This is a genomic window from Rhizobium sp. BK529 (assembly GCF_014194105.1).
Classification (GTDB): domain Bacteria; phylum Pseudomonadota; class Alphaproteobacteria; order Rhizobiales; family Rhizobiaceae; genus Rhizobium.
Genome location: NZ_JACIAU010000001.1, coordinates 2,074,487 through 2,094,733, shown reverse-complemented (window position 1 = coordinate 2,094,733; position 20,247 = coordinate 2,074,487). Strand labels below are relative to the sequence as shown.

Below are 20,247 nucleotides of genomic sequence, written 5' to 3'. Positions count from 1 at the left end.
AAGCCCATGTGGCTCGGTAATTTCACCCTCGTTTTGCCCAACGAGGTGGTGAATGAAGGTTCTGTGCGGATTGAAGACGGCTTGATCGCCGAAATCAGGCCGGAGCCGGTTGCCAACGCCGTTATCGATGGCGGAGGGCGTCTGCTGATGCCGGGTTTCGTCGATCTGCATGGAGATATGATCGAACGGGAAATCGCCCCGCGCCCGAACGCCCATATGCCGATCGACTTCGGCATCCACGAACTCGACAAGAAGCTTGCCGCTGCTGGCGTCACGACAGCTTTTGCCGCCGTCTCCTTCGCGACGGAAAGTGTCTACGGCCATGTCCGTTCGCTGGAGACGACCTCAGCGGTCATCGAGGGCATCAACACGCTGCGCGACAATCTGCTGATCGATCATCGCGTCCATGCCCGCTACGAAATCACCAATACCGGCGCAGCCCCGGCGCTGGAGCGCCTGCTGGAAGCCGGCCATATCAATATGGTCTCGCTGACGGACCACACGCCGGGGCAGGGCCAGTATAACGACATCAAGAGCTATATCCTGAGCATTTCCGAACGCCGCGCCGTATCGGAGGAAATGGCTGCAGAGATCGTCGCCCAGCGTATTGCCATGCGCGACAATCCCGAGATCGAGGCCAAGCTGAAGGATATCGTGGCGCTCGCCAAGAAGCATGGCCTGTCGCTCGCCTCGCACGATGATGACAGTGTCGAGAAGGTCGCCGAAATGTTCGATCTCGGCGTCACCATCAGCGAGTTCCCGGTCACGCTGCCGGCTGCCGAAGAAGCTCGCCGCCGCGGCCTTTGGACCCTGATGGGCGCGCCGAATGCGCTGCGGGGCAAATCCATGTCCGGCAATCTGAGCGCGCTCGATGCCGCTAAGGCCGGCCTGCTGACGGTGATTGCTGCCGATTACCATCCGGCTGCATTCGTACCCGGCATCTTCAAGCTGGCGGAAATGGTCGAAGGCGGTCTTCCCGCTGCCGTCGCCATGGCCACGTCGAATGCCGCCCGTTCAGCTGGCCTGATGGACCGCGGCGAGATCGAAATCGGCCAGCGTGCCGATCTCGTTGTCATCGAGCCGGGCGATGTCCATCGCATCCGCGCCACTTTCCGCGGCGGCCAGTTCGTCTATAGCGATGGTACGCTGCATCCACTTCAGGCTCTTGCGGCCTGAAGTCAGAACATTTCTGCTTTAGCCGCCGATCAGCGAAATAAGCTGCGATTTGGGGGCGGTGGCGGAAGCTGTCGTTCCGACGGCCTTCCGGCCTTCCATCTTCACCTTGCCTTCGGCAAAGAGCTTGAGCGCCTGCGGATAAAGCTGATGTTCGACGGTCAGTATGCGTCCTGCCAGCACCTCGGCGGTGTCGCCCGCAAGTATAGGCACGGCGGCCTGGCCGATGACTGGGCCTTCATCCATGCCTTCGGTGACGAAATGCACGGTGCAGCCGGCAATCCGCATGCCGGCGTCGATCGCCCGCTGATGCGTATGCAGCCCCGGAAAGAGCGGCAGCAGGGAAGGGTGGATATTGATGATCCGGCCTTCGTGGCGCTGGATGAAGGCGCCTGACAGGAGGCGCATATAGCCGGCGAGGCAGATAATATCCGGCGAAAGCTCATCGAGCGCGGCAAGGATTGCCGCCTCGTGCTCGTCCTTGTTCGCATAATCCTTGCGCACGAAGGCGAAGGTCGGGATACCCTCGGCAGCCGCCTTGGCAAGCCCGCCCGCATCCGCCTTGTCAGAGATCACGCCGACGATCTCGGCCGGATAATCGGCCGATTTTGCCGCCTGCACCAACGCCATCATGTTGGAGCCGCTGCCGGAAATGAAGACGACGGTGCGTTTGCGCGGCGAATTCATAGGGCGAGCGTGCCCTTGTAGATCGTGCCGGCTTCGCCTTCGGCGCGGGCGACCATGCGGCCGAGCGTGACGACTGTCTCGCCTTCTGCTTCGAGCACCTTGGAGACGGCGGCGGCATTTTCTTGCGCGACCACAACGATCATTCCGATGCCGCAGTTGAAGGTGCGCAGCATCTCCTTCGCCTCGACGCCGCCTGTCTTGGCAAGCCACGAGAAGACCGGCGACACATTGACGGCGGCAAGATCGATCTCGGCGGCAAGATGCTTCGGCAGCACGCGTGGAATATTTTCCGGGAAACCGCCGCCGGTGATGTGGGCGAGCGCCTTCAGCGCACCGGTCTCGCGGATCGCCTTCAGGAGCGGCTTCACATAGATGCGGGTCGGCATCAGCAGCGCCTCACCAAGCTTCTTGCCTTCGGCAAAAGGGGCCGGCGCATCCCAGCCGAGGCCGGAAAGCGCAACGATCTTGCGCACCAGCGAAAAACCGTTGGAGTGAACGCCAGAGGAGGAAAGGCCAAGGATGACGTCACCCTCGGCAATATCGCCAGACGGCAGCAGCTTGCCGCGCTCGGCAGCACCCACTGCGAAGCCGGCGAGGTCATAATCGCCGGAAGAATACATGCCCGGCATTTCAGCCGTTTCTCCGCCGATCAGAGCGCAGCCTGCCTCGCGGCAGCCGGCAGCGATACCGCCGACAATGGCAGCACCCTGATCCGGATCGAGCTTACCGGTCGCGAAATAGTCGAGGAAGAAGAGCGGCTCAGCGCCCTGCACGACCAGATCGTTAACGCACATGGCAACGAGGTCGATGCCGACTGTGTCGTGATAATCAGCGTCGATGGCGATCTTCAGCTTGGTGCCGACGCCGTCATTGGCCGCAACGAGAACCGGATCGGTGAAGCCCGCAGCCTTGAGGTCGAAGAGGCCGCCAAAGCCGCCGATCTCGCCGTCCGCGCCCGGGCGGCGCGTCGAACGCACGGCTGGCTTGATCTTCTCCACCATCAGGTTGCCGGCATCGATGTCGACGCCTGCATCGCTATAGGTCAGGCCGTTTTTTCCAGACTGGCTCATGATGATCTCCGGAGGATTTGAAGCTGCGGATAAAAGACCGCGTCACATGCCGGTCGCAATTGCATGAGAGTGCGCTTTATGCAAGCGTTGCAAGGGAAAAGCCCCCATTTTCCAGCTAATCCCCGTACGCTTTCCGGATTTGGTGCAACAGGGTTGACCATCTTTGCGCCTCCATCCTATGTGCTGGATGCGCACGGGCAGGGCGTGCGGTCAGCGGGGAAGCGATGCCACAACAGGTCAGCGGAACGATACTGAAGCGCCAGGTCATCTTCTGGGTGGCGGTTCTGCTCATCTTCATCGCCTTCCTCTATATTTTCAGCTCGATCCTGCTGCCGTTCATCGCCGGCATGTCAATCGCCTATTTTCTCGATCCCATAGCGGACAGACTGGAGCGCCTCGGCTTGAGCCGGCTGATGGCGACCATCGTGATTCTGGTTGCCTTCGTCATCGTCTTTGCGCTGGCGCTGGTGATCTTGATCCCGGTTCTCATCAACCAGTTCAACGATTTTGCCCAGCGCGTGCCGGGTTATATCAGCCAGCTTCAGGAATTCATCGCCCATTACCAGGATTCTGTGCTGCCCGGCTGGATCAAGAGCCAACTCGGGACCATCAAGAACAATTTCTCGACCATTCTGTCGGAAGGGATGGGCTTCCTGACCGGGCTCTTCTCGCAGATCTGGAACTCCGGCAAGGCGATCGTCGACGTCATCTCGCTGCTCATCGTCACACCAGTCGTCGCCTTCTATATCCTGCTTGATTGGGACCGCATGGTTGCCAAGGTCGATGAGTGGGTGCCGCGCAATTACGTGAAAGACGTTCGTCAGATCGCCACAGAAATGGATCAGGCGATTGCCGGCTTCATCCGCGGGCAGGGTTCGCTCTGCCTTATCCTCGGCATTTATTACGCGGCGGGTCTCTCGATCGTCGGCCTGAACTTCGGCCTGCTCATCGGCCTCTTCTCTGGCATGATCAGCTTCATCCCCTATGTCGGCTCGTTGGTTGGACTCGTCCTTGCCGTCGGCGTGGCGATCGTCCAATTCTGGCCCGACTATATCTGGATCGTCGCCGTTCTCGCGGTCTTCTTTTCCGGCCAGTTCCTGGAAGGCAACATCCTGCAGCCGAAGCTCGTCGGCTCCAGCGTCGGGCTGCACCCCGTATGGCTGATGTTTGCGCTCTTTGCCTTCGGTGCGCTGTTCGGTTTCGTCGGTCTGCTGGTTGCCGTACCCGCCGCCGCGGCCGTCGGCGTCCTTGTCCGCTTCGCGCTTTCGCGCTACCTTCAAAGCGATCTCTACTATGGCAGGTCGCCGGGCGGCCGTGCCGGGAAGACGAAATCTGTTTCCGATGAATGACGTGAAGAACGCTGATCCGAAGCGCAAGGCCGGAGAACAGCTTCCCCTGGCCTTTTCGCATGACGCCGCAACCGGCCGCGACGATCTCCTGATCTCGGAGCGCCTCGCTGCCGCGGTTTCGATCGTCGATGCCTGGCCGAATTGGCCGTCGCCGGTCGTCATTCTTGCCGGTCCCGTCGGCTCCGGCAAGTCGCATCTCGCCGGCATCTGGAAGGATTTGAGCGGGGCGGAAATCATCCATCCCACAGATGGCTCCGATGCCGCAGTCGTGGCCGCGAGTGGTCCCGTGCTTTTCGAGGATGTCGATCGTGTGGGCTTCGACGACGTAAAGCTCTTCCACGTCATCAACAGCGTGCGGGAAAACGGCACCAGCCTGCTGATGACGAGCCGTCTCTGGCCGATGTCCTGGCCGGTCATGCTGCCTGATCTGCGCTCGCGCCTGAAGGCTGCAACGGTTGTCGAGATCGGTGAGCCGGACGAAGAATTGCTGTCACAGGTCATCGTCAAGCTCTTTGCCGACCGCCAGCTTTATATAGATGACAAACTCGTCCTTTATATCGTCAACCGCATGGAGCGCTCGCTCAACGCCGCCCAAACGATTGTCGAAAGGCTTGATAGGCTTGCGCTTTCCAGAGGCACGGGGATCACTCGTTCGCTTGCCGCCGAAGTATTGAATGAGTTGGGCAATTCCGGCTCGAGCGATTGACTGTCACAGTTCCGTCGTGAAACTGATATATTCGCCGAGGCGGATAAAAGCAGGGTGTGGATCATGGATAGTGCATATCAGGAACATCAGGAATCCACCCCGGACAACAGTGCAGACCTGCCGCCGCTGGAACAGCTGCTGTCCAGCCCTGAGCGCTTCATCAACCGCGAATTCTCCTGGCTGCAGTTCAATCGCCGCGTCCTCGAGGAGACGCTGAACACCGAGCATCCGCTCCTGGAGCGGGTGCGTTTTCTGTCGATCTCGGCCGCCAACCTCGACGAATTCTTCATGGTGCGCGTCGCCGGCCTCGAAGGGCAGGTGCGCCAGAGCATCTTGGTCAAGAGCCCCGACGGCCGCACGCCGGCCGAACAGCTGGATTCGATCCTGAGCGAGATCGATCACCTGCAGATGGAGCAGCAGGCCTCGCTTGCCGTGCTGCAGCAATACCTCGCCAAAGAAGATATCCTGATCGTGCGTCCGGGTGCGCTGAGCGATGCCGATCGCCAGTGGCTGGCGAACGAGTTCGAGCAGTCGATCTTCCCGGTTCTGACGCCGCTGTCCATCGACCCTGCCCATCCGTTCCCGTTCATTCCGAATCTCGGCTTCTCGATCGGCTTGCAACTCGTGAGCCGCAATGGCCGCGAGCCGATGACGGCACTGCTGCGCCTGCCGCCGGCGCTCGACCGCTTCATCCGCCTGCCGGACGACCGCAACACGATCCGCTACATCACACTGGAAGATGTTGCCAATATCTTCATCCACCGGCTCTATCCCGGCTATGAGGTCCAAGGGTCGGGTACCTTCCGCGTCATCAGAGACAGCGATATCGAAGTTGAGGAAGAGGCCGAAGATCTCGTCCGCTTCTTCGAAACCGCGCTGAAGCGCCGCCGTCGCGGCAAGGTCATCCGCATCGAGACTGATTCCGAAATGCCCGCCTCGCTGCGCCAGTTCGTGGTCCAGGCGCTGAGCATTCCGGATAACCGTGTTGCCGTTCTGCCCGGCCTGCTGGCGCTCAATACGCTCTCCGAAATCACCAAGGCGCCACGCGACGACCTGCGCTTTCCGCCCTACAATGCGCGATTTCCAGAACGTGTCCGTGAACACGCCGGTGATTGCTTCGCCGCCATCCGCGAAAAGGACATGGTGGTCCATCATCCCTACGAGTCTTTCGACGTGGTGGTCCAATTCCTTCTCCAGGCTGCGCGCGATCCTGACGTTCTGGCGATAAAGCAGACCCTCTACCGCACCTCTAATGATAGCCCGATCGTGCGCGCCCTGATCGACGCCGCCGAGGCCGGCAAGTCGGTAACGGCACTGGTCGAGCTGAAGGCTCGCTTCGACGAAGAGGCCAATATCCGCTGGGCACGCGATCTGGAGCGCGCCGGCGTGCAGGTCGTCTTCGGCTTCATCGAACTGAAGACCCACGCCAAGATGTCGCTGGTCGTGCGCCGCGAAGAGGGCAAGCTGCGCAGCTACTGCCATCTCGGCACAGGCAACTATCATCCGATCACCGCGAAGATTTATACCGACCTGTCCTTCTTCACGTGCAATCCTGTGATCGCTCACGACATGGCGAACATCTTCAATTTCATCACCGGTTACGGTGAGCCGGAAGAAGGCATGAAGCTTGCCGTTTCGCCTTATACGCTGCGCTCGCGGATCCTTCGACACATCAACGAAGAAATCGAGCATGCCCGCAACGGTCGTCCGGCGTCGATCTGGATGAAGATGAACGCGCTTGTCGATCCCGACATCATCGACGCGCTCTATACCGCGAGCCGCGCCGGCGTCGAGATCGATCTCGTCGTTCGCGGCATCTGCTGCCTGCGTCCGCAGGTTCCGGGTCTCTCCGACAATATCCGCGTGAAATCAATCGTCGGCCGTTTCCTCGAACACAGCCGCATCTTCTGCTTTGGTAACGGTTACGGCCTGCCGTCCGACAAGGCTCTGGTCTATATCGGCTCGGCCGACATGATGCCGAGAAACCTCGATCGCCGCGTCGAAACCCTTGTTCCGCTGACGAATCCGACTGTCCACGAGCAGGTTTTGTCACAGATTATGCTCGGGAACGTGATTGACAATCAACAAAGCTACGAGATATTGCCCGACGGTACGTCACGGCGCATGGAAGTGCGCAAGGGCGAAGAACCTTTTAACGCGCAGCAATATTTCATGACCAATCCCAGCCTGTCCGGCCGCGGTGAAGCTCTGAAATCGAGTGCGCCAAAGCTGATCGCTGGTCTGCTTGAAGGCCGGAACAACAAATAAACTGGACCTGTATGGTTGAATCAGAAGCCCAGGGGCGACTTCCGGGTATCGCCCCGGTCTCCGTTGTCGATATCGGATCGAACTCCATCCGTCTGGTCGTCTACGAAGGCTTATCTCGTTCTCCGACCATTCTCTTTAACGAAAAGGTCCTCTGTGGCCTCGGCAAGGGCATAGCTCTCACCGGCAAGATGGATGAGGAAAGCGTCGCACGGGCGCTTCAGGCCCTTCATCGGTTCAAGGCTCTCTCCGACCAGGCACGCGCTGCCACCATGTATGTGCTGGCGACGGCTGCGGCGCGTGAGGCGAGCAACGGCCCCGATTTCATCCATCAGGCCGAGACGATCCTGCAGCGCCACGTTCGCATATTGTCCGGTGAGGAAGAGGCGCGCTTTGCGTCGCTCGGCGTTATCAGCGGTTTCTACAACCCCGATGGCATTGCCGGCGACCTCGGCGGTGGATCTCTGGAACTGATCGATATCAAGGGCAAGGATACGAGCGGTGGCATCACCCTGCCGCTCGGCGGCCTGCGCCTCTCCGAATATGCTGGCGGCTCCCTCTCCAAGGCGCGCGCCTTTGCTCGCAAACAGGTCAAGACCGCTAAGCTTCTCTCAAAGGGGGAAGGGCGCGTCTTCTATGCGGTCGGCGGTACCTGGCGAAACATTGCCAAGCTGCACATGGAGATCACCCATTATCCGCTGCACATGATGCAGGGTTACGAGGTTTCCCTCGAAGGAATGACGCAGTTCCTCGATCAGGTCGTCACGGCCAGAGATTCCAAGGAGCCGGCCCTTCAGGCGGTGTCCAAGCATCGTCGTTCGCTGTTGCCCTTCGGCGCCATCGCCATGAAGGAAGTGCTGAACGCCATGAAGCCTTCGGTGATCTCCTTCTCCGCACAAGGTGTTCGCGAAGGTTATCTCTATTCGTTGCTTTCCGAATCCGAACGCCGCACCGATCCGCTGCTGGCTGCTGCCGGCGAGCTTGCCATCCTGCGCGCCCGCTCGCCGGAACATGCTCGCGAACTCGCCGAATGGACCGGTCGCATGATGCCCTTCTTCGGAGTTCAGGAAACCGACGAGGAAAGTCGTTATCGTCAGGCCGCCTGCCTGCTTGCCGATATCAGCTGGCGCGCCCATCCTGATTATCGTGGCGCTCAGGCGCTGAACATCATCGCCCATTCTTCCTTTGTCGGCATCAGCCATCCCGGCCGCGCCTTCATCGCGCTGACGAATTACTACCGCTTCGAAGGGTTGCATGACGACGGCTCTACGGCGCCGCTCGCTTCCATCGCCGGCCCGCAATTCGTCGAACGCGCTAAGCTGCTCGGCGGCATGCTGCGCGTCGTCTATCTCTTCTCGGCTTCGATGCCGGGCATCGTGCGCAACCTCACCTTCCGCAAGGCTTCGTCCCCGGATCTCGATCTGGAATTCGTCGTCCCGCACGAATATCACGATTTCGCCGGCGAGCGGCTGGAGGGCCGCCTCCAGCAATTGGCGAGACTGACGAATAAGCGGCTGGCGTTCCGCTTCGAATAGGCCTGTTTCAGCAAAGGCGGACCGATACACAGTACCGGCACAAAAAGGGCGGCGCTTTTGCACCGCCCTCTCATTTCACACCGGACTGCGAATTACTTCGCGTTCAGGAACTCGCCGACTTCGAGAATGCTGAACTCGTTGTTGTCAGCCTTGTCGACAGTGCGGCCGGCCGAGAACGGCAGGTTGTTGTCGTTGCCGATGATGATGTGCGTGGCGTCGACGCGATCGACGTTTTCGATCGTCACGAACGGCATGTTGTAGACACCAGGGATATCGCCGGCCTTCTTCTTGTTGTCCGGATCCTGGATGTTCAGGAGATCGATGTAGCCGATCTTGCGAACGGCCTTGCCGACGTTGGCATCGTTGAATTCGATCTTGTAGACGCGCTTCAGTTCCGCTGGAGCTTCGAAGCAGTCCGGCTTCGGCTGCTTGGGATCGGCGCAAGCCTTATCCTTCGTGCCCGCGCCATTGTCGCGCTCGATGACGAGAGCGGTGGAATCGTCGAGCATGTTGAAGTCGCCAATTGAAGCACCCTTGTCTTCGAACGGATAGAACCAGCTGCGGCCGGTCCACTTCTTGGAAGCGACGTCGAATTCGATGACACGGATGGCGGTGTGACCGTCAACCGTTTCCATCTGGCCGTCAACGTAGATGGCGCCTTCGAGCAGGCCGTAGAGCTTGGAGCCGTCCTTCGACATGGCAAGGCCTTCGAAGCCGCCGGAGCGCTTCAGGTTGAAGGCCGGCATCTTGGCAGCCGGGTTGGCCGGCAGTTGCAGCAGCGCGTTATCGGGAGACATGACCGGCTTGCCGTCGAGTGTGGTCGGAATGACGTCCGTCAGGTGGCCTTCGGTGTCGATCTTCAGCAGGTACGGACCGAATTCATCGCCCAGCCAAAAGCCATCGGCAACCGGCTGCACGGATTCGATGTCGAAATCGGAACCGGTGAGGTAACGGGTATCGGATGCTTCCGCAACGATCGGGAAGGGAGCGATCTTGTTCGGGTCGGAGAGGAAGACGTTCTTGACGACGTCAACCTTGTTGGCATTCCAGTCGAACTTCAGCTGATGCAGGAAGAGCATGGAGTCGATGGAGTTGGTCTTGCCGCCGAAACCGTTGTCGGAGAGTGTCCAGAACGTGCCGTCAGGCATGGTCTTGATGCCGGAAAAACCCTGGATTGGCTGGCCGTCGAGCGGCAGTTTGACGTCGGTCACACGGGCGCCGTCCTTGCCGTCAACCGTACCGAGCTTGTCGGTGCGCTTGCGGTCCGGCGTGGTGAACTTTCCGGAGGTCTTGAGAAAAGCCGGCGCGTCGGCCGGAGCCGGAACGATCGTGTTGGCAGGCAGGATCGCCTGGCTGGTCAGCTTTGCCGGGAAGAGCTGCTGGTCGGCAGAGGCAGAGCCTGCGGCGAGCATGAAAATGGATACGGAAGCAAAAAGAACGTTCTTCATGATGTCCCCATAGAACGGAGTGCAAAAGCGCCATCCGCTTAGCAGGGCATTCATGTCGCTAAATTGACGATTGGGTGAAGCTTTGGTGACGTGTGCACAAAGCCGCAATTCAACCGCGCCGCAGCGTTACAGCCTGGTTGAGAACGGTCACTGCGCGCGAGGAAAGGGCGACGACATCCAACCCCTGGCCGCGTCCTCGGACAGCGTGATTGCCAAGGTTTTCGCTGACGATCTCCTCGGGCAGCGTCATGCGCTCTGCAAGGTCGGCAGAGATCAGCACCGGCCTGTTCAGGGTCCGGCAAAGCGATTCCAGCCGCGCCGTGGTGTTCACCGTATCGCCGAAGAAACTGATCTTGTGATGGTCGACGCCGACTTCAGCCGTAATGACGCTGCCGCCATGAAGAGCGGCCCTGAGTTTTGGTACATGGCCATAGCTCTTCTTCCAGCTTGCGGCGTTGGCTTCGATATCCGCCAGGATATCGAAAAGGCAGCGAACGCAGGACGCATTCCGGATGCCGCGCTCCAGCGGCCAAGTGATGATCGCCGCATCGCCGACATAGTCGTTGATCATGCCCTTGTGGCGCCGCACCGGCTCGGCGAAGGCGGCAAACAGCGAGCTCAGAAGCTGCTGCGCTCTGAGATCCCCGTGCTTTTCCGCAAAGGCGGTGGACTCGGCAAGATCGATGAAGAGAAAGACCCGCTCTTCCTTGACCGGATTTCGGTAGCGGCTGACGATCATGCTGATGAAGACCTCGCGCCCCAGCAACTCGCGCACCCTGAGCAGGAAGATAATCGTGGCGCAGACCACAAGTGCATAGAGGAAGACGTCAAACGGCATGATCAGCACATGGATCATCTCCGGCGGCTTCAGCACGCCAATCAGCGCAAGGAGCAAACCCGCCGCTGCAAAGCCGATACTCATCAGGATTTCGTAGATGACGAGTTCTGAGGCGATGAAGAGAAGTGTTGGCAACTTCTGAATGCGCCGGTAGAGGCCGCGCAGAAACACCATACGCTCGAAGGCGATGATGGGCATGCCGATGAAAAGCGCAAAGATCGCTCCGATGACGGGCGTCTGGCCTGTAAAGAAATAGAGATCGTAGACCACGCCGCTGAGCGCCAGGACGAGCGTAATCAGGATCCAGTTCTGCGTCGGGGATATCTCTCTCATTCCGCCCTTTCGCCGAAGCACTTCATCCGGCTATTGTTTCCGGCGCTGGGCAGTGGTCAAGCGATTTCGAATTTAGAACATGTCGCGCAAAGTCTGCCGCGGTCTTGCGATAATGATATGGCGAAACAGAGGCTCAAAGCCTGGCAAGAGGATCTGAAAGATCGCGATGCGCTTTAGACAGGCAGGGCGACCGTCTCGACCTTGCGGCCGGCAAAACGCAGAGCGATCTCGCCCCGAATGAGCTGCAGCGCTGGCTCGCCGAAAAGATCGCGGCGCCAGCCATGCATCGCCCCGACATCGGCTTTCTCACCCTCGGCCGCAATCTTGTCCAGGTCGTCGCTGTTGGCAATCACCTTGGGCGCGACACCATGCTTTTCGGAGATCAGTTTCAGCAGCACTTTGAGAAGCTCGACGGCGGCCGCCGCACCTTCCGGCGGTTGCGCCTGACGCGGTACCTGCGGCATTTCGGAGCGGGGCAGGGCAAGCGCCGTATTGACCGCTTCGAGCACCGCCGTGCCGGCGCCCGAGCGCTCCCAGCCCTTCGGAATGGTTCGCAGGCGACCGAGCGCCTCGGCGTCTTTCGGCTGCTGCTGGGCGATTTCGTAGATCGCATCGTCCTTCAGTACGCGCGACCGCGGCACGTTTCGCGACCGCGCCTCGCGCTCGCGCCAGGCGGCCACATATTTCAGGATGGCCAGCTCCTGCGGCTTGCGCAGGCGCAGCTTCAGCCGCTGCCAGGCGTCGTCAGGATGGATATCGTAGGTCTCGCGCGATTCCAGGACGTCCATTTCCTCGCGCAGCCAGGAGGCACGGCCTTCGCGCTCCAATTCCGCCTTCAGATAAAGATAGGCGTCGCGCAGATGCGTGACATCAGCCAGCGCATATTCGAGCTGCTTGTCCGACAGCGGCCGGCGGCTCCAGTCCGTGAAGCGCGAGGATTTGTCGATATGAACGTTCTTCGTACGGCTGATGAGCTGATCGTAGGAAACGCTGTCGCCGAAGCCGCAGACCATGGCGGCGACCTGCGTGTCGAAGATCGGGTGAGGGATCAGATTGCCGCGATTGAAGATAATTTCGATATCCTGCCGTGCCGCATGAAACACTTTCAGCACGTTGGGATTGGCCATTAGTTCGAAGAAGGGCGAAAGATCGAGATCCTTCGCCAGCGGATCGACCAGTACCTCGACTGTCGGGCTTGCCATCTGGATCAGGCACAATTCCGGCCAGAAGGTCGTTTCCCGCAGGAATTCGGTATCGATGGTAATGAAATCGGACTTGGCCAGCTCTTTGCAGGCGGCCGCCAGATCGGCGGTGGTTTCGATCATATCAGTTCATTCGCAAGGAAAAGGTCGGTTGAACCTTCCTTCCTCTTTCGAAGAGATATGTCAATACAGTGAGCAGCCTTAGCCTTGGTGAAGCTTTATTCGCCGGGATGCAGGCGATGTTTTCTGCGGTTGCCGCGTTCATTGGCAAGCATGGCAACCCATCCGCCGATGGCGACTATCGCCGACATCAGATCAAACCACGCGAACGTAACTCGTCATGCCCGTCTTCTGATGCTCGATGATATGGCAATGCAGCACCCAGTCGCCGGGATTGTCGGCGACGAAAGCGAGCTGCACCTTCTCATCCGGTTGTACGAGATAGGTATCGGAAACGAGCGGCACGACTTCCCGCGTCGAGGAGGAGATGACGGTGAAGCTCATGCCGTGCAGATGGATCGGGTGGGCGTGCGGCGTGACGTTTTCCAGATTGAAGACGTAGCTCTTGCCGAGCTTGAGCTCTGCGAGCGGCGCGGTCGGATCCGATGTGTCGCCCGGCCACGGCACCTTGTTGATGGCCCAGAAGCTGTAGCCGAGCGTGCCGCAGATGCTTTCGACGGCGGCGTTCTCTGCGGTCGCGGATAGCACAAGTGGGATTGCTTCCGCAGACGAGAGATCGGCCTTCGGCACCGGATTTTCTGCAAGCGCGCCGAGATCGCCGATGTCGCGCTTCAATGATTGCCCGGTGGCGCGCAGACTCGCGATCACTTTGGGTGTCGTGCCGCGAATGTCTTCCAGCGTTGCAACCGCACCTTCGCCGTCAGGCATGCGAACGGCAAGATCGAGCCGCTGCCCCGGTCCGATCTGCAGGAGGTCCAGCGGGAAGCGCTTCGGCACCGGATTGCCGTCGATGGCGATGACGGTCGCATCGGCGCCCTCCATCTTCAGCGAGAAGATGCGGGTCACGTCAGTGACGACGATGCGCAGGCGGATGAGCCCACCGGCCGGCGCATCGTATTTCGGCTCCTGCTGCCAGTTTGCAGTGCGTATCGTGCCATATGTGCCGGCCTTGGCTGCATCGCGCGGGCGGAAGGGCGCGATGAATTGTCCGTCACTGCCGAGCCGCCAGTCGCGCAGGTTGAGCACGACTTCCGCGTCGAAAACCGGATCGGATGGATCTTCCACCACGAGCACGCCCGTCATGCCATGACCCATCTGGGTCAGCGTGTTGCAGTGCGGATGATACCAGAAGGTGCCGGCATCCGGCGGTGTGAAGACATAGTCGAAATTGTCGCCCGTATAGACATAGGGCTGGGTGATGAAAGGCACGCCGTCCATCTTGTTGTCGATGCGCAGGCCGTGCCAGTGGATCGTCGTCGGCTCGTCGAGATTGTTGCTCAGCCTCGCCGCATAGGGCTTTCCTCGCGGCATTCTGAGAATGGGCGGCAGGCCTCCGTCGCCCCAGGTCATGATGTCCCGGGTCGGTGGACCTTCGATGATCTGCGCTTCGGTCTTTCGCGCCGCCAATATACGTGGCTCGGGCGCCGCTTCCGCCAGCCCGAACCGCCCCGCGATCGCCATGCCTGCACCATAGGCGCCGGCAACGGCGGAAGCCTTGATGAGGTTGCGGCGTGTTATCAGGGGCATCGGAAACTCCGTCTTTGATGATGCCTCCTTTTAAAGTTGACCATCCCCATCATCAATATGGCGCCTTCGACCAAACTGCCGCAGCGCGAGTCCTGCAACTCTCCAGGAAACGCTGACGCAAACGGCCCGTTGGCCGCGCCAAGCCTTGACAAATCAGAGCGTCCGTGCGCTTGTCCGCCCGATTTTCTTGTCGGCGAGAAGGCCTTTGGCCATGCCGCCGTCTTAAGCCAAATACCAGGATTTGAGATTATGCACCGCTACCGCAGCCACACATGCGCCGCTCTTCGTAAATCGGACGTCGGCTCGACTGTCCGTATTTCCGGCTGGGTCCATCGTGTCCGAGATCATGGCGGCGTGCTGTTCATCGACCTTCGCGATCATTATGGTACGACGCAGATCGTTGCCGATCCGGATTCGCCTGCCTTCAAGCAGGCGGAAACCGTTCGCGGCGAATGGGTCATCCGCGTCGACGGCCTCGTCAAGGCCCGTACGGAAGATACCGTCAACAAGAACATGCCTACCGGCGAGATCGAGCTCTACGCGCAGGAGATTGAAGTTCTTTCTGCTGCCAAGGAACTGCCGCTGCCGGTCTTCGGCGAGCCGGACTATCCGGAAGACGTTCGCCTCAAGTACCGCTTCCTCGACCTGCGCCGCGAGACGCTGCACAAGAACATCGTCAAGCGCACGCAGATCATCTCGGCCATGCGCCGCGAAATGAACGGCGTCGGCTTCACCGAATATACGACGCCGATCCTGACGGCTTCCTCGCCGGAAGGCGCACGCGACTTCCTCGTGCCGAGCCGCATCCATCCCGGTACCTTCTACGCCCTGCCGCAGGCCCCGCAGCAGTACAAGCAGCTCTTGATGGTTGCCGGTTTCGACCGTTACTTCCAGATCGCGCCGTGTTTCCGCGATGAAGACCCGCGTGCCGACCGCTTGCCGGGCGAATTCTATCAGCTCGACCTCGAAATGAGCTTCGTGACCCAGGAAGACGTCTGGAACACGATGGGTCCGCTGATGACAAAAATTTTCGAGGAGTTCGCCGAAGGCAAGCCGGTCACCAAGGAATGGCCGCGTATTCCTTACGACGAAGCGATCCGCAAATACGGCTCCGACAAGCCTGATCTGCGCAACCCGATCGTCATGGAAGCGGTGACCGATCATTTCGCCGGCTCCGGCTTCAAGGTCTTCGCCAATATGATCGCCTCCAACCCGAAGGTTCAGGTCTGGGCGATCCCGGCCAAGACCGGCGGTTCGCGCGCCTTCTGCGATCGTATGAACGCCTGGGCGCAGAGCCAGGGCCAGCCGGGCCTCGGCTATATCTTCTGGCGCAAGGAAGGCGAAAAGCTCGAAGGCGCAGGTCCGCTCGCCAAGAACATCGGCGAAGAGCGCACGGATGCGATCCGCACGCAGCTCGGTCTCGATGACGGCGACGCCTGCTTCTTTGTCGCCGGCGAGCCCGAGAAGTTCTACAAGTTCGCAGGTGAAGCGCGTAACCGCGCGGGCGACGAACTGAACCTTATCGACCGCGACCGTTTCGAGCTGTGCTGGATCGTCGACTTCCCGTTCTTCGAATGGAACGAAGAAGAGAAGAAGGTCGACTTCGCACACAACCCGTTCTCGATGCCGCAGGGGGGCCTCGATGCCCTGCGGAACCAGGATCCTCTGACCATCAAAGCCTTCCAGTACGACGCCGTCTGCAACGGCTTCGAAATCGCCTCGGGCTCGATCCGTAACCAGTCGCCGGAAACCATGGTCGCCGCCTTCGAAAAGGTCGGCCTCAGCCAGCAGGATGTCGAGGATCGTTTCGGCGGCCTCTACCGCGCCTTCCAGTATGGCGCGCCGCCGCATGGTGGTGCCGCCTTCGGTATCGACCGCATCGTCATGCTGCTCGTCGGCGCGAAGAACCTGCGCGAAATCTCGCTCTTCCCGATGAACCAGCAGGCCCAGGACCTCCTGATGGGCGCGCCGACCCCGGCAACGCCCGCCCAGCTGCGCGAACTGGCGATCCGTCCGATTCCGCCGCAGAAGAAAGACTGAGGTGTAGGGTTACTCAGCAAAAAAAGGCCCGGCGATACCATCGCCGGGCCTTTTTTGTTGGATCGGAAACGAACTCAATCGTTCGCCGAAACCTTCACGCCGAGCATCTGCGGTATAGTGTTCGGTGCCCCCATGGCCGCGCCGACGATCATCGGGAAGACGACCGGCTTCTCAGGCGTGGCCTTGACGGTCAGGCTCTTCGGATTGTCGAGGAAGGTGCTGACAGCAGCGGCGATTGCGTTCTGCAGTTCCGGAATGTTGAGCTGCGCGAGCATGATCGGCGTCATGGCCTTCAGTGATTCCGCCATCTGCTGGCCGGAAACGTTCTGCTTGGAGCCGGCATAATCCAGCGTACGCTTGGTGATCGAGGCGTCCTCGAAGCGGATCTGTGCGCCTTCGAAGTTGAGCTGCTGGGCAAGGCCGAGCATGGCGAGGCCAAGTGCCTGCTGTGCTTCTTCCTTGTTCGGATTGGCTTCCGACTGCTTCATTGCGTCCTGCATCGATTTGATGAAGGCCATCGTGTAGCCGGAGATTTTGAAGCCGAAATTCAGCTTGCCGACATTGGTGATGTCGAGGGAAATCTCGGAAAGATCGACAGTACCCGGCTGAGGATCCCAGGCACCCTTCATGGTGATGTCGCCCTGGACATGCTGTAGTGCGAGCTTCTCGATCGCTTCCTTGCTGTCCGGAGTGTCCCCAGCCTGGCTGAGATCGGCCTTGATGCTCTTAAAAGTGCCGTCGAAATCGAAGCCGGACTCGTCTTCGCGCAGCGTGGCGTTTGCGTCGCTTTCCAACACTGAGAAGACCTCAGTACCATCCTTGACGATCTTGACCGCGCCTGTATGGGCGCTCTCGGCGAAGAACATGGAATCAATCGTGTCGCCGGGCTGGGCCGGAACGGAGATGCCGCCAAGCGTCAATTCCTGGGCGCTCAGAGTTACGCCATCCTTGGACGTGTTGATATCAGGGAAAGCAGCCTCTTCGATATAGTAGCTGCCGTCATCCTGCTCTTCCACGCCGGAGAGGGTGATTTCGCCGATGGAGATCGCCTCGCCGGCATTTGGCTTGAAGCTGGCGTTCTTGAGTGTGACCGTCGTACCGTCGACATCGACGGAATCGGCGGCAACCGTTCCGCCCTGCTGGCTATAGGCGGCATTGATCTTTTTCAGGAGATCCTGGCCGTCGAGCGCGAAAGCCGAACCGGCGAACGAGAGAATAGCTGCGCTCGACAGCATCAGCCGCGTCGTGCGGTAAAAGGTCATGAGAAAGCCCCCCTGGTGGCAAGTGCCGTTGAATATTGCAATGAAGCTACTGTGGAATGGTCCGGCTTTATATTTGCAGACCCCTAAATATTTGTTGAGAGGATCGGCAAACGAAGTTCCAAATTCGGGCGCCACCTTTTATGGTTTTCATGTCAACACCAAGACGTCATCCACAGCCGGAATGCCCGGATTCCTTGCCCCACAGGGGTTTCTGAGCTAGTCAGGATTCCATGGGACAAGAGATTTTACCGCCTTCCGGCGGAGACGGCGACAATATTCATCCGGTCGATCTGAAGGCGGCGCTCGAAGAGCGCTACCTTCGCTATGCGCTGTCGACCATCATGCACCGTGCATTGCCTGACGTGCGCGATGGCCTGAAGCCGGTCCATCGCCGCATCGTCTATGCGATGAACGACATGGGCCTGCGGCCGAATGCGGCCTTCAGGAAATGCGCCAAGATCGTCGGCGAAGTGATGGGTAACTATCACCCGCATGGCGACCAGTCGATCTATGACGCGCTGGCGCGTCTCGCGCAGGATTTCTCGCAGCGCTACACGTTGGTGAACGGGCAGGGCAATTTCGGCAATATCGATGGCGACAGTCCCGCCGCCATGCGATACACCGAATCGAAGATGACCGCGGTCTCCGAACTGCTGCTCGAAGGCATCGATCAGGACGCCGTCGATTTCCGCGACACCTACGACGAATCCAATTCCGAACCGATCGTTCTTCCCGGTGCCTTCCCAAACCTTCTGGCCAACGGTTCCTCGGGTATTGCGGTCGGCATGGCGACGTCAATTCCCTCGCACAACGTGCATGAGGTCTGCGACGCGGCACTGCATCTGATCAAGCATCCCGATGCTACGGTCGAGAAGCTCGTTGAATTCATCCCCGGCCCGGATTTCCCGACCGGCGGCATCATCATCGACAACAAGGAAAGCATCATCGAGAGCTACCGCACTGGCCGCGGCGGCTTTCGCGTGCGTGCGAAATGGGAGACGGAAGATCTCGGCCGCGGCGGCTACCAGATCATCGTCACCGAGATTCCGTTCCAGGTGCAGAAGTCGCGCCTGATCGAAAAGATCGCCGAGCTTTTGATTGCCCGCAAGCTGCCGCTGCTGGAAGACATCAGAGATGAGTCGGCCGAGGATATTCGCATCGTCCTGGTGCCGAAGAGCCGCACTGTCGATCCGACCATCCTTATGGAATCGATGTTCAAGCTGACGGAACTTGAAAGCCGCTTCCCGCTGAACATGAACGTGCTGTCGATGGGTGTGATCCCGCGCGTCATGGCGCTGAACGAGGTGCTGAAGGAGTGGCTGGACCACCGCCGCGAGGTTCTGCAGCGCCGCTCGCGCTTCCGCCTCGCCGCCATCGACAGGCGCCTCGAAATCCTCGGTGGTTTGCTCGTAGCCTACCTGAATATCGATGAAGTGATCCGCATCATCCGCGAAGAAGATGAGCCGAAACCCGTCATGATGGCGCGCTGGGACCTGACCGACGTTCAGGTCGAGGCGATTCTCAACATGCGGCTGCGCGCCCTGCGCAAGCTCGAAGAATTCGAGATCCGCAAGGAGCACGACGAACTCACCAAGGAAAAGGCCGATATCGAGGCGCTGCTTGCTTCCGACGAGAAGCAGTGGCAGACAGTTTCCTGGGAAATCGGTGAGGTGAAGAAGAAATTCGCCAAGGCGACCGAAATCGGCCGCCGCCGAACGCAGTTCGCAGAAGCGCCCGAGGCCGACGAGGAGGCCATCCAGCACGCGATGATCGAGAAGGAGCCGATCACCGTCGTCGTCTCCGAAAAGGGCTGGATCCGCGCACTGAAGGGCCACATTTCCGATACGTCGACATTGGCCTTCAAGGAAGGCGATGGCCTGAAGGTTGCCTTCCCGGCGCAAACGACCGACAAGATCCTGATCGTCACGACCGGCGGCAAGGTCTTCACCCTCGGCGGCGATAAGCTGCCCGGTGGCCGTGGCCACGGCGAACCTCTGCGCATCATGATCGACATGGATAACGATCAGGACGTGTTGACTGCCTTCGTTCACGACCCGGCGCGCAAGATGCTGCTCGTCTCGACTGCCGGCAATGGTTTCGTGGTGCCGGAAGCGGAAATGGTCGCCAATACCCGCAAGGGCAAGCAGATCATGAACGTCTCCATGCCTGATGAGACGAAGCTTCTCGTTCCCGCGAACGGTGATCACGTTGCGGTCGTCGGCGAAAATCGTAAGATGCTGGTCTTCCCGCTGAGCCAGGTGCCGGAAATGACGCGAGGCAAGGGCGTGCGCCTGCAACGCTACAAGGATGGCGGCATTTCCGACATTCGCTGCTTTGCGATCACCGATGGCCTGAACTGGGAAGACAGCGCCGGCCGCACCTTCACGAAGAACAAGGACGAGCTTGCCGAATGGCTGGCCGACCGCGCTACCGCCGGCCGTACCGTGCCGAAGGGCTTCCCGCGCAGCGGTAAATTCGCCGGCTGATCCCGGAATTTTGAGGCTCCGCCCTTGGCAGGCGGGGCAACTCCTCTATCTCCGTCCTGTCACCCAAAATAAGAGCCTATAAAGAAGGGCAATGTCGTTCCGTGGGCGGACGGGATGGCCGTGAACCGTCCGCTTAAAGCGTGCGA

General features: G+C 59.9%; 14 protein-coding genes. 7 read left to right on the top strand and 7 right to left on the bottom strand.

The window, feature by feature from the left end:
• The first annotated feature begins 6 nt into the window (after positions 1-6).
• Positions 7-1,176 carry an alpha-D-ribose 1-methylphosphonate 5-triphosphate diphosphatase gene (locus tag FHX08_RS10650; RefSeq protein WP_132651082.1) on the top strand — a complete coding sequence of 390 codons (1,170 nt, stop codon included), beginning with the start codon at positions 7-9 and terminating at the stop codon, positions 1,174-1,176.
• A gap of 18 nt (positions 1,177-1,194) precedes the next feature.
• On the opposite strand, the gene purN is transcribed toward FHX08_RS10650, so the two are convergent.
• Positions 1,195-1,860 carry a phosphoribosylglycinamide formyltransferase gene (purN, locus tag FHX08_RS10645; protein ID WP_132651083.1) on the bottom strand — a complete coding sequence of 222 codons (666 nt, stop codon included), beginning with the start codon at positions 1,858-1,860 and terminating at the stop codon, positions 1,195-1,197.
• Entirely contained in the window at positions 1,857-2,930 is a 1,074-nt protein-coding gene (gene purM, locus FHX08_RS10640) for a phosphoribosylformylglycinamidine cyclo-ligase (RefSeq protein ID WP_132651084.1), read from the bottom strand. Before purM ends, purN begins: the two co-directional genes overlap by 4 nt.
• A 224-nt stretch (positions 2,931-3,154) precedes the next feature.
• Between purM and FHX08_RS10635 the strand changes: the two genes are divergently transcribed.
• From FHX08_RS10635 to ppx, 4 genes are all read left to right on the top strand, one after another.
• The gene (locus tag FHX08_RS10635) at positions 3,155-4,279 is read left to right on the top strand and encodes an AI-2E family transporter (RefSeq protein WP_132651085.1); all 1,125 of its coding nucleotides are present in this window, start codon (positions 3,155-3,157) and stop codon (positions 4,277-4,279) included.
• Positions 4,272-4,985 carry a DnaA regulatory inactivator HdaA gene (gene hdaA / locus FHX08_RS10630; RefSeq protein ID WP_132651086.1) on the top strand — a complete coding sequence of 238 codons (714 nt, stop codon included), beginning with the start codon at positions 4,272-4,274 and terminating at the stop codon, positions 4,983-4,985. The genes FHX08_RS10635 and hdaA overlap by 8 nt, the downstream gene beginning before the upstream one ends.
• A gap of 63 nt (positions 4,986-5,048) precedes the next feature.
• Positions 5,049-7,253, top strand: coding sequence for an RNA degradosome polyphosphate kinase (locus FHX08_RS10625; protein WP_132651087.1), 2,205 nt, complete (start codon positions 5,049-5,051; stop codon positions 7,251-7,253).
• Positions 7,254-7,264: 11 nt separating this feature from the next.
• A complete protein-coding gene (gene ppx, locus FHX08_RS10620) occupies positions 7,265-8,785 on the top strand; it encodes an exopolyphosphatase (RefSeq protein WP_132651088.1) in 1,521 nt (506 codons plus the stop codon).
• 92 nt (positions 8,786-8,877) lie between these two features.
• Here ppx and FHX08_RS10615 read toward each other — a convergent pair whose 3' ends face one another.
• The 4 genes from FHX08_RS10615 to FHX08_RS10600 all read right to left on the bottom strand — a co-directional run bounded on the left by FHX08_RS10615 (position 8,878) and on the right by FHX08_RS10600 (position 14,313).
• Positions 8,878-10,233: an esterase-like activity of phytase family protein gene (locus FHX08_RS10615; RefSeq protein WP_184327174.1), complete on the bottom strand. Its 1,356-nt coding sequence runs from the start codon at positions 10,231-10,233 to the stop codon at positions 8,878-8,880.
• A 109-nt stretch (positions 10,234-10,342) separates the two neighbouring features.
• Positions 10,343-11,404, bottom strand: coding sequence for an adenylate/guanylate cyclase domain-containing protein (locus tag FHX08_RS10610; protein ID WP_132651090.1), 1,062 nt, complete (start codon positions 11,402-11,404; stop codon positions 10,343-10,345).
• 173 nt (positions 11,405-11,577) lie between these two features.
• The gene (gene rnd, locus FHX08_RS10605; protein ID WP_132651091.1) at positions 11,578-12,729 is read right to left on the bottom strand and encodes a ribonuclease D; all 1,152 of its coding nucleotides are present in this window, start codon (positions 12,727-12,729) and stop codon (positions 11,578-11,580) included.
• Positions 12,730-12,921: 192 nt separating this feature from the next.
• Positions 12,922-14,313, bottom strand: a complete 1,392-nt coding sequence (locus FHX08_RS10600; protein ID WP_132651092.1) for a multicopper oxidase family protein — start codon at positions 14,311-14,313, stop codon at positions 12,922-12,924.
• A 249-nt stretch (positions 14,314-14,562) separates the two neighbouring features.
• Between FHX08_RS10600 and aspS the strand changes: the two genes are divergently transcribed.
• The gene (gene aspS, locus FHX08_RS10595) at positions 14,563-16,353 is read left to right on the top strand and encodes an aspartate--tRNA ligase (RefSeq protein ID WP_132651093.1); all 1,791 of its coding nucleotides are present in this window, start codon (positions 14,563-14,565) and stop codon (positions 16,351-16,353) included.
• A gap of 74 nt (positions 16,354-16,427) precedes the next feature.
• Here aspS and FHX08_RS10590 read toward each other — a convergent pair whose 3' ends face one another.
• Complete coding sequence (locus tag FHX08_RS10590; RefSeq protein WP_132651094.1) at positions 16,428-17,615, bottom strand: hypothetical protein; 1,188 nt, start codon at positions 17,613-17,615, stop codon at positions 16,428-16,430.
• 230 nt (positions 17,616-17,845) lie between these two features.
• Between FHX08_RS10590 and parC the strand changes: the two genes are divergently transcribed.
• A complete protein-coding gene (parC, locus tag FHX08_RS10585) occupies positions 17,846-20,101 on the top strand; it encodes a DNA topoisomerase IV subunit A (protein WP_132651095.1) in 2,256 nt (751 codons plus the stop codon).
• Positions 20,102-20,247: the final 146 nt, after the last annotated feature.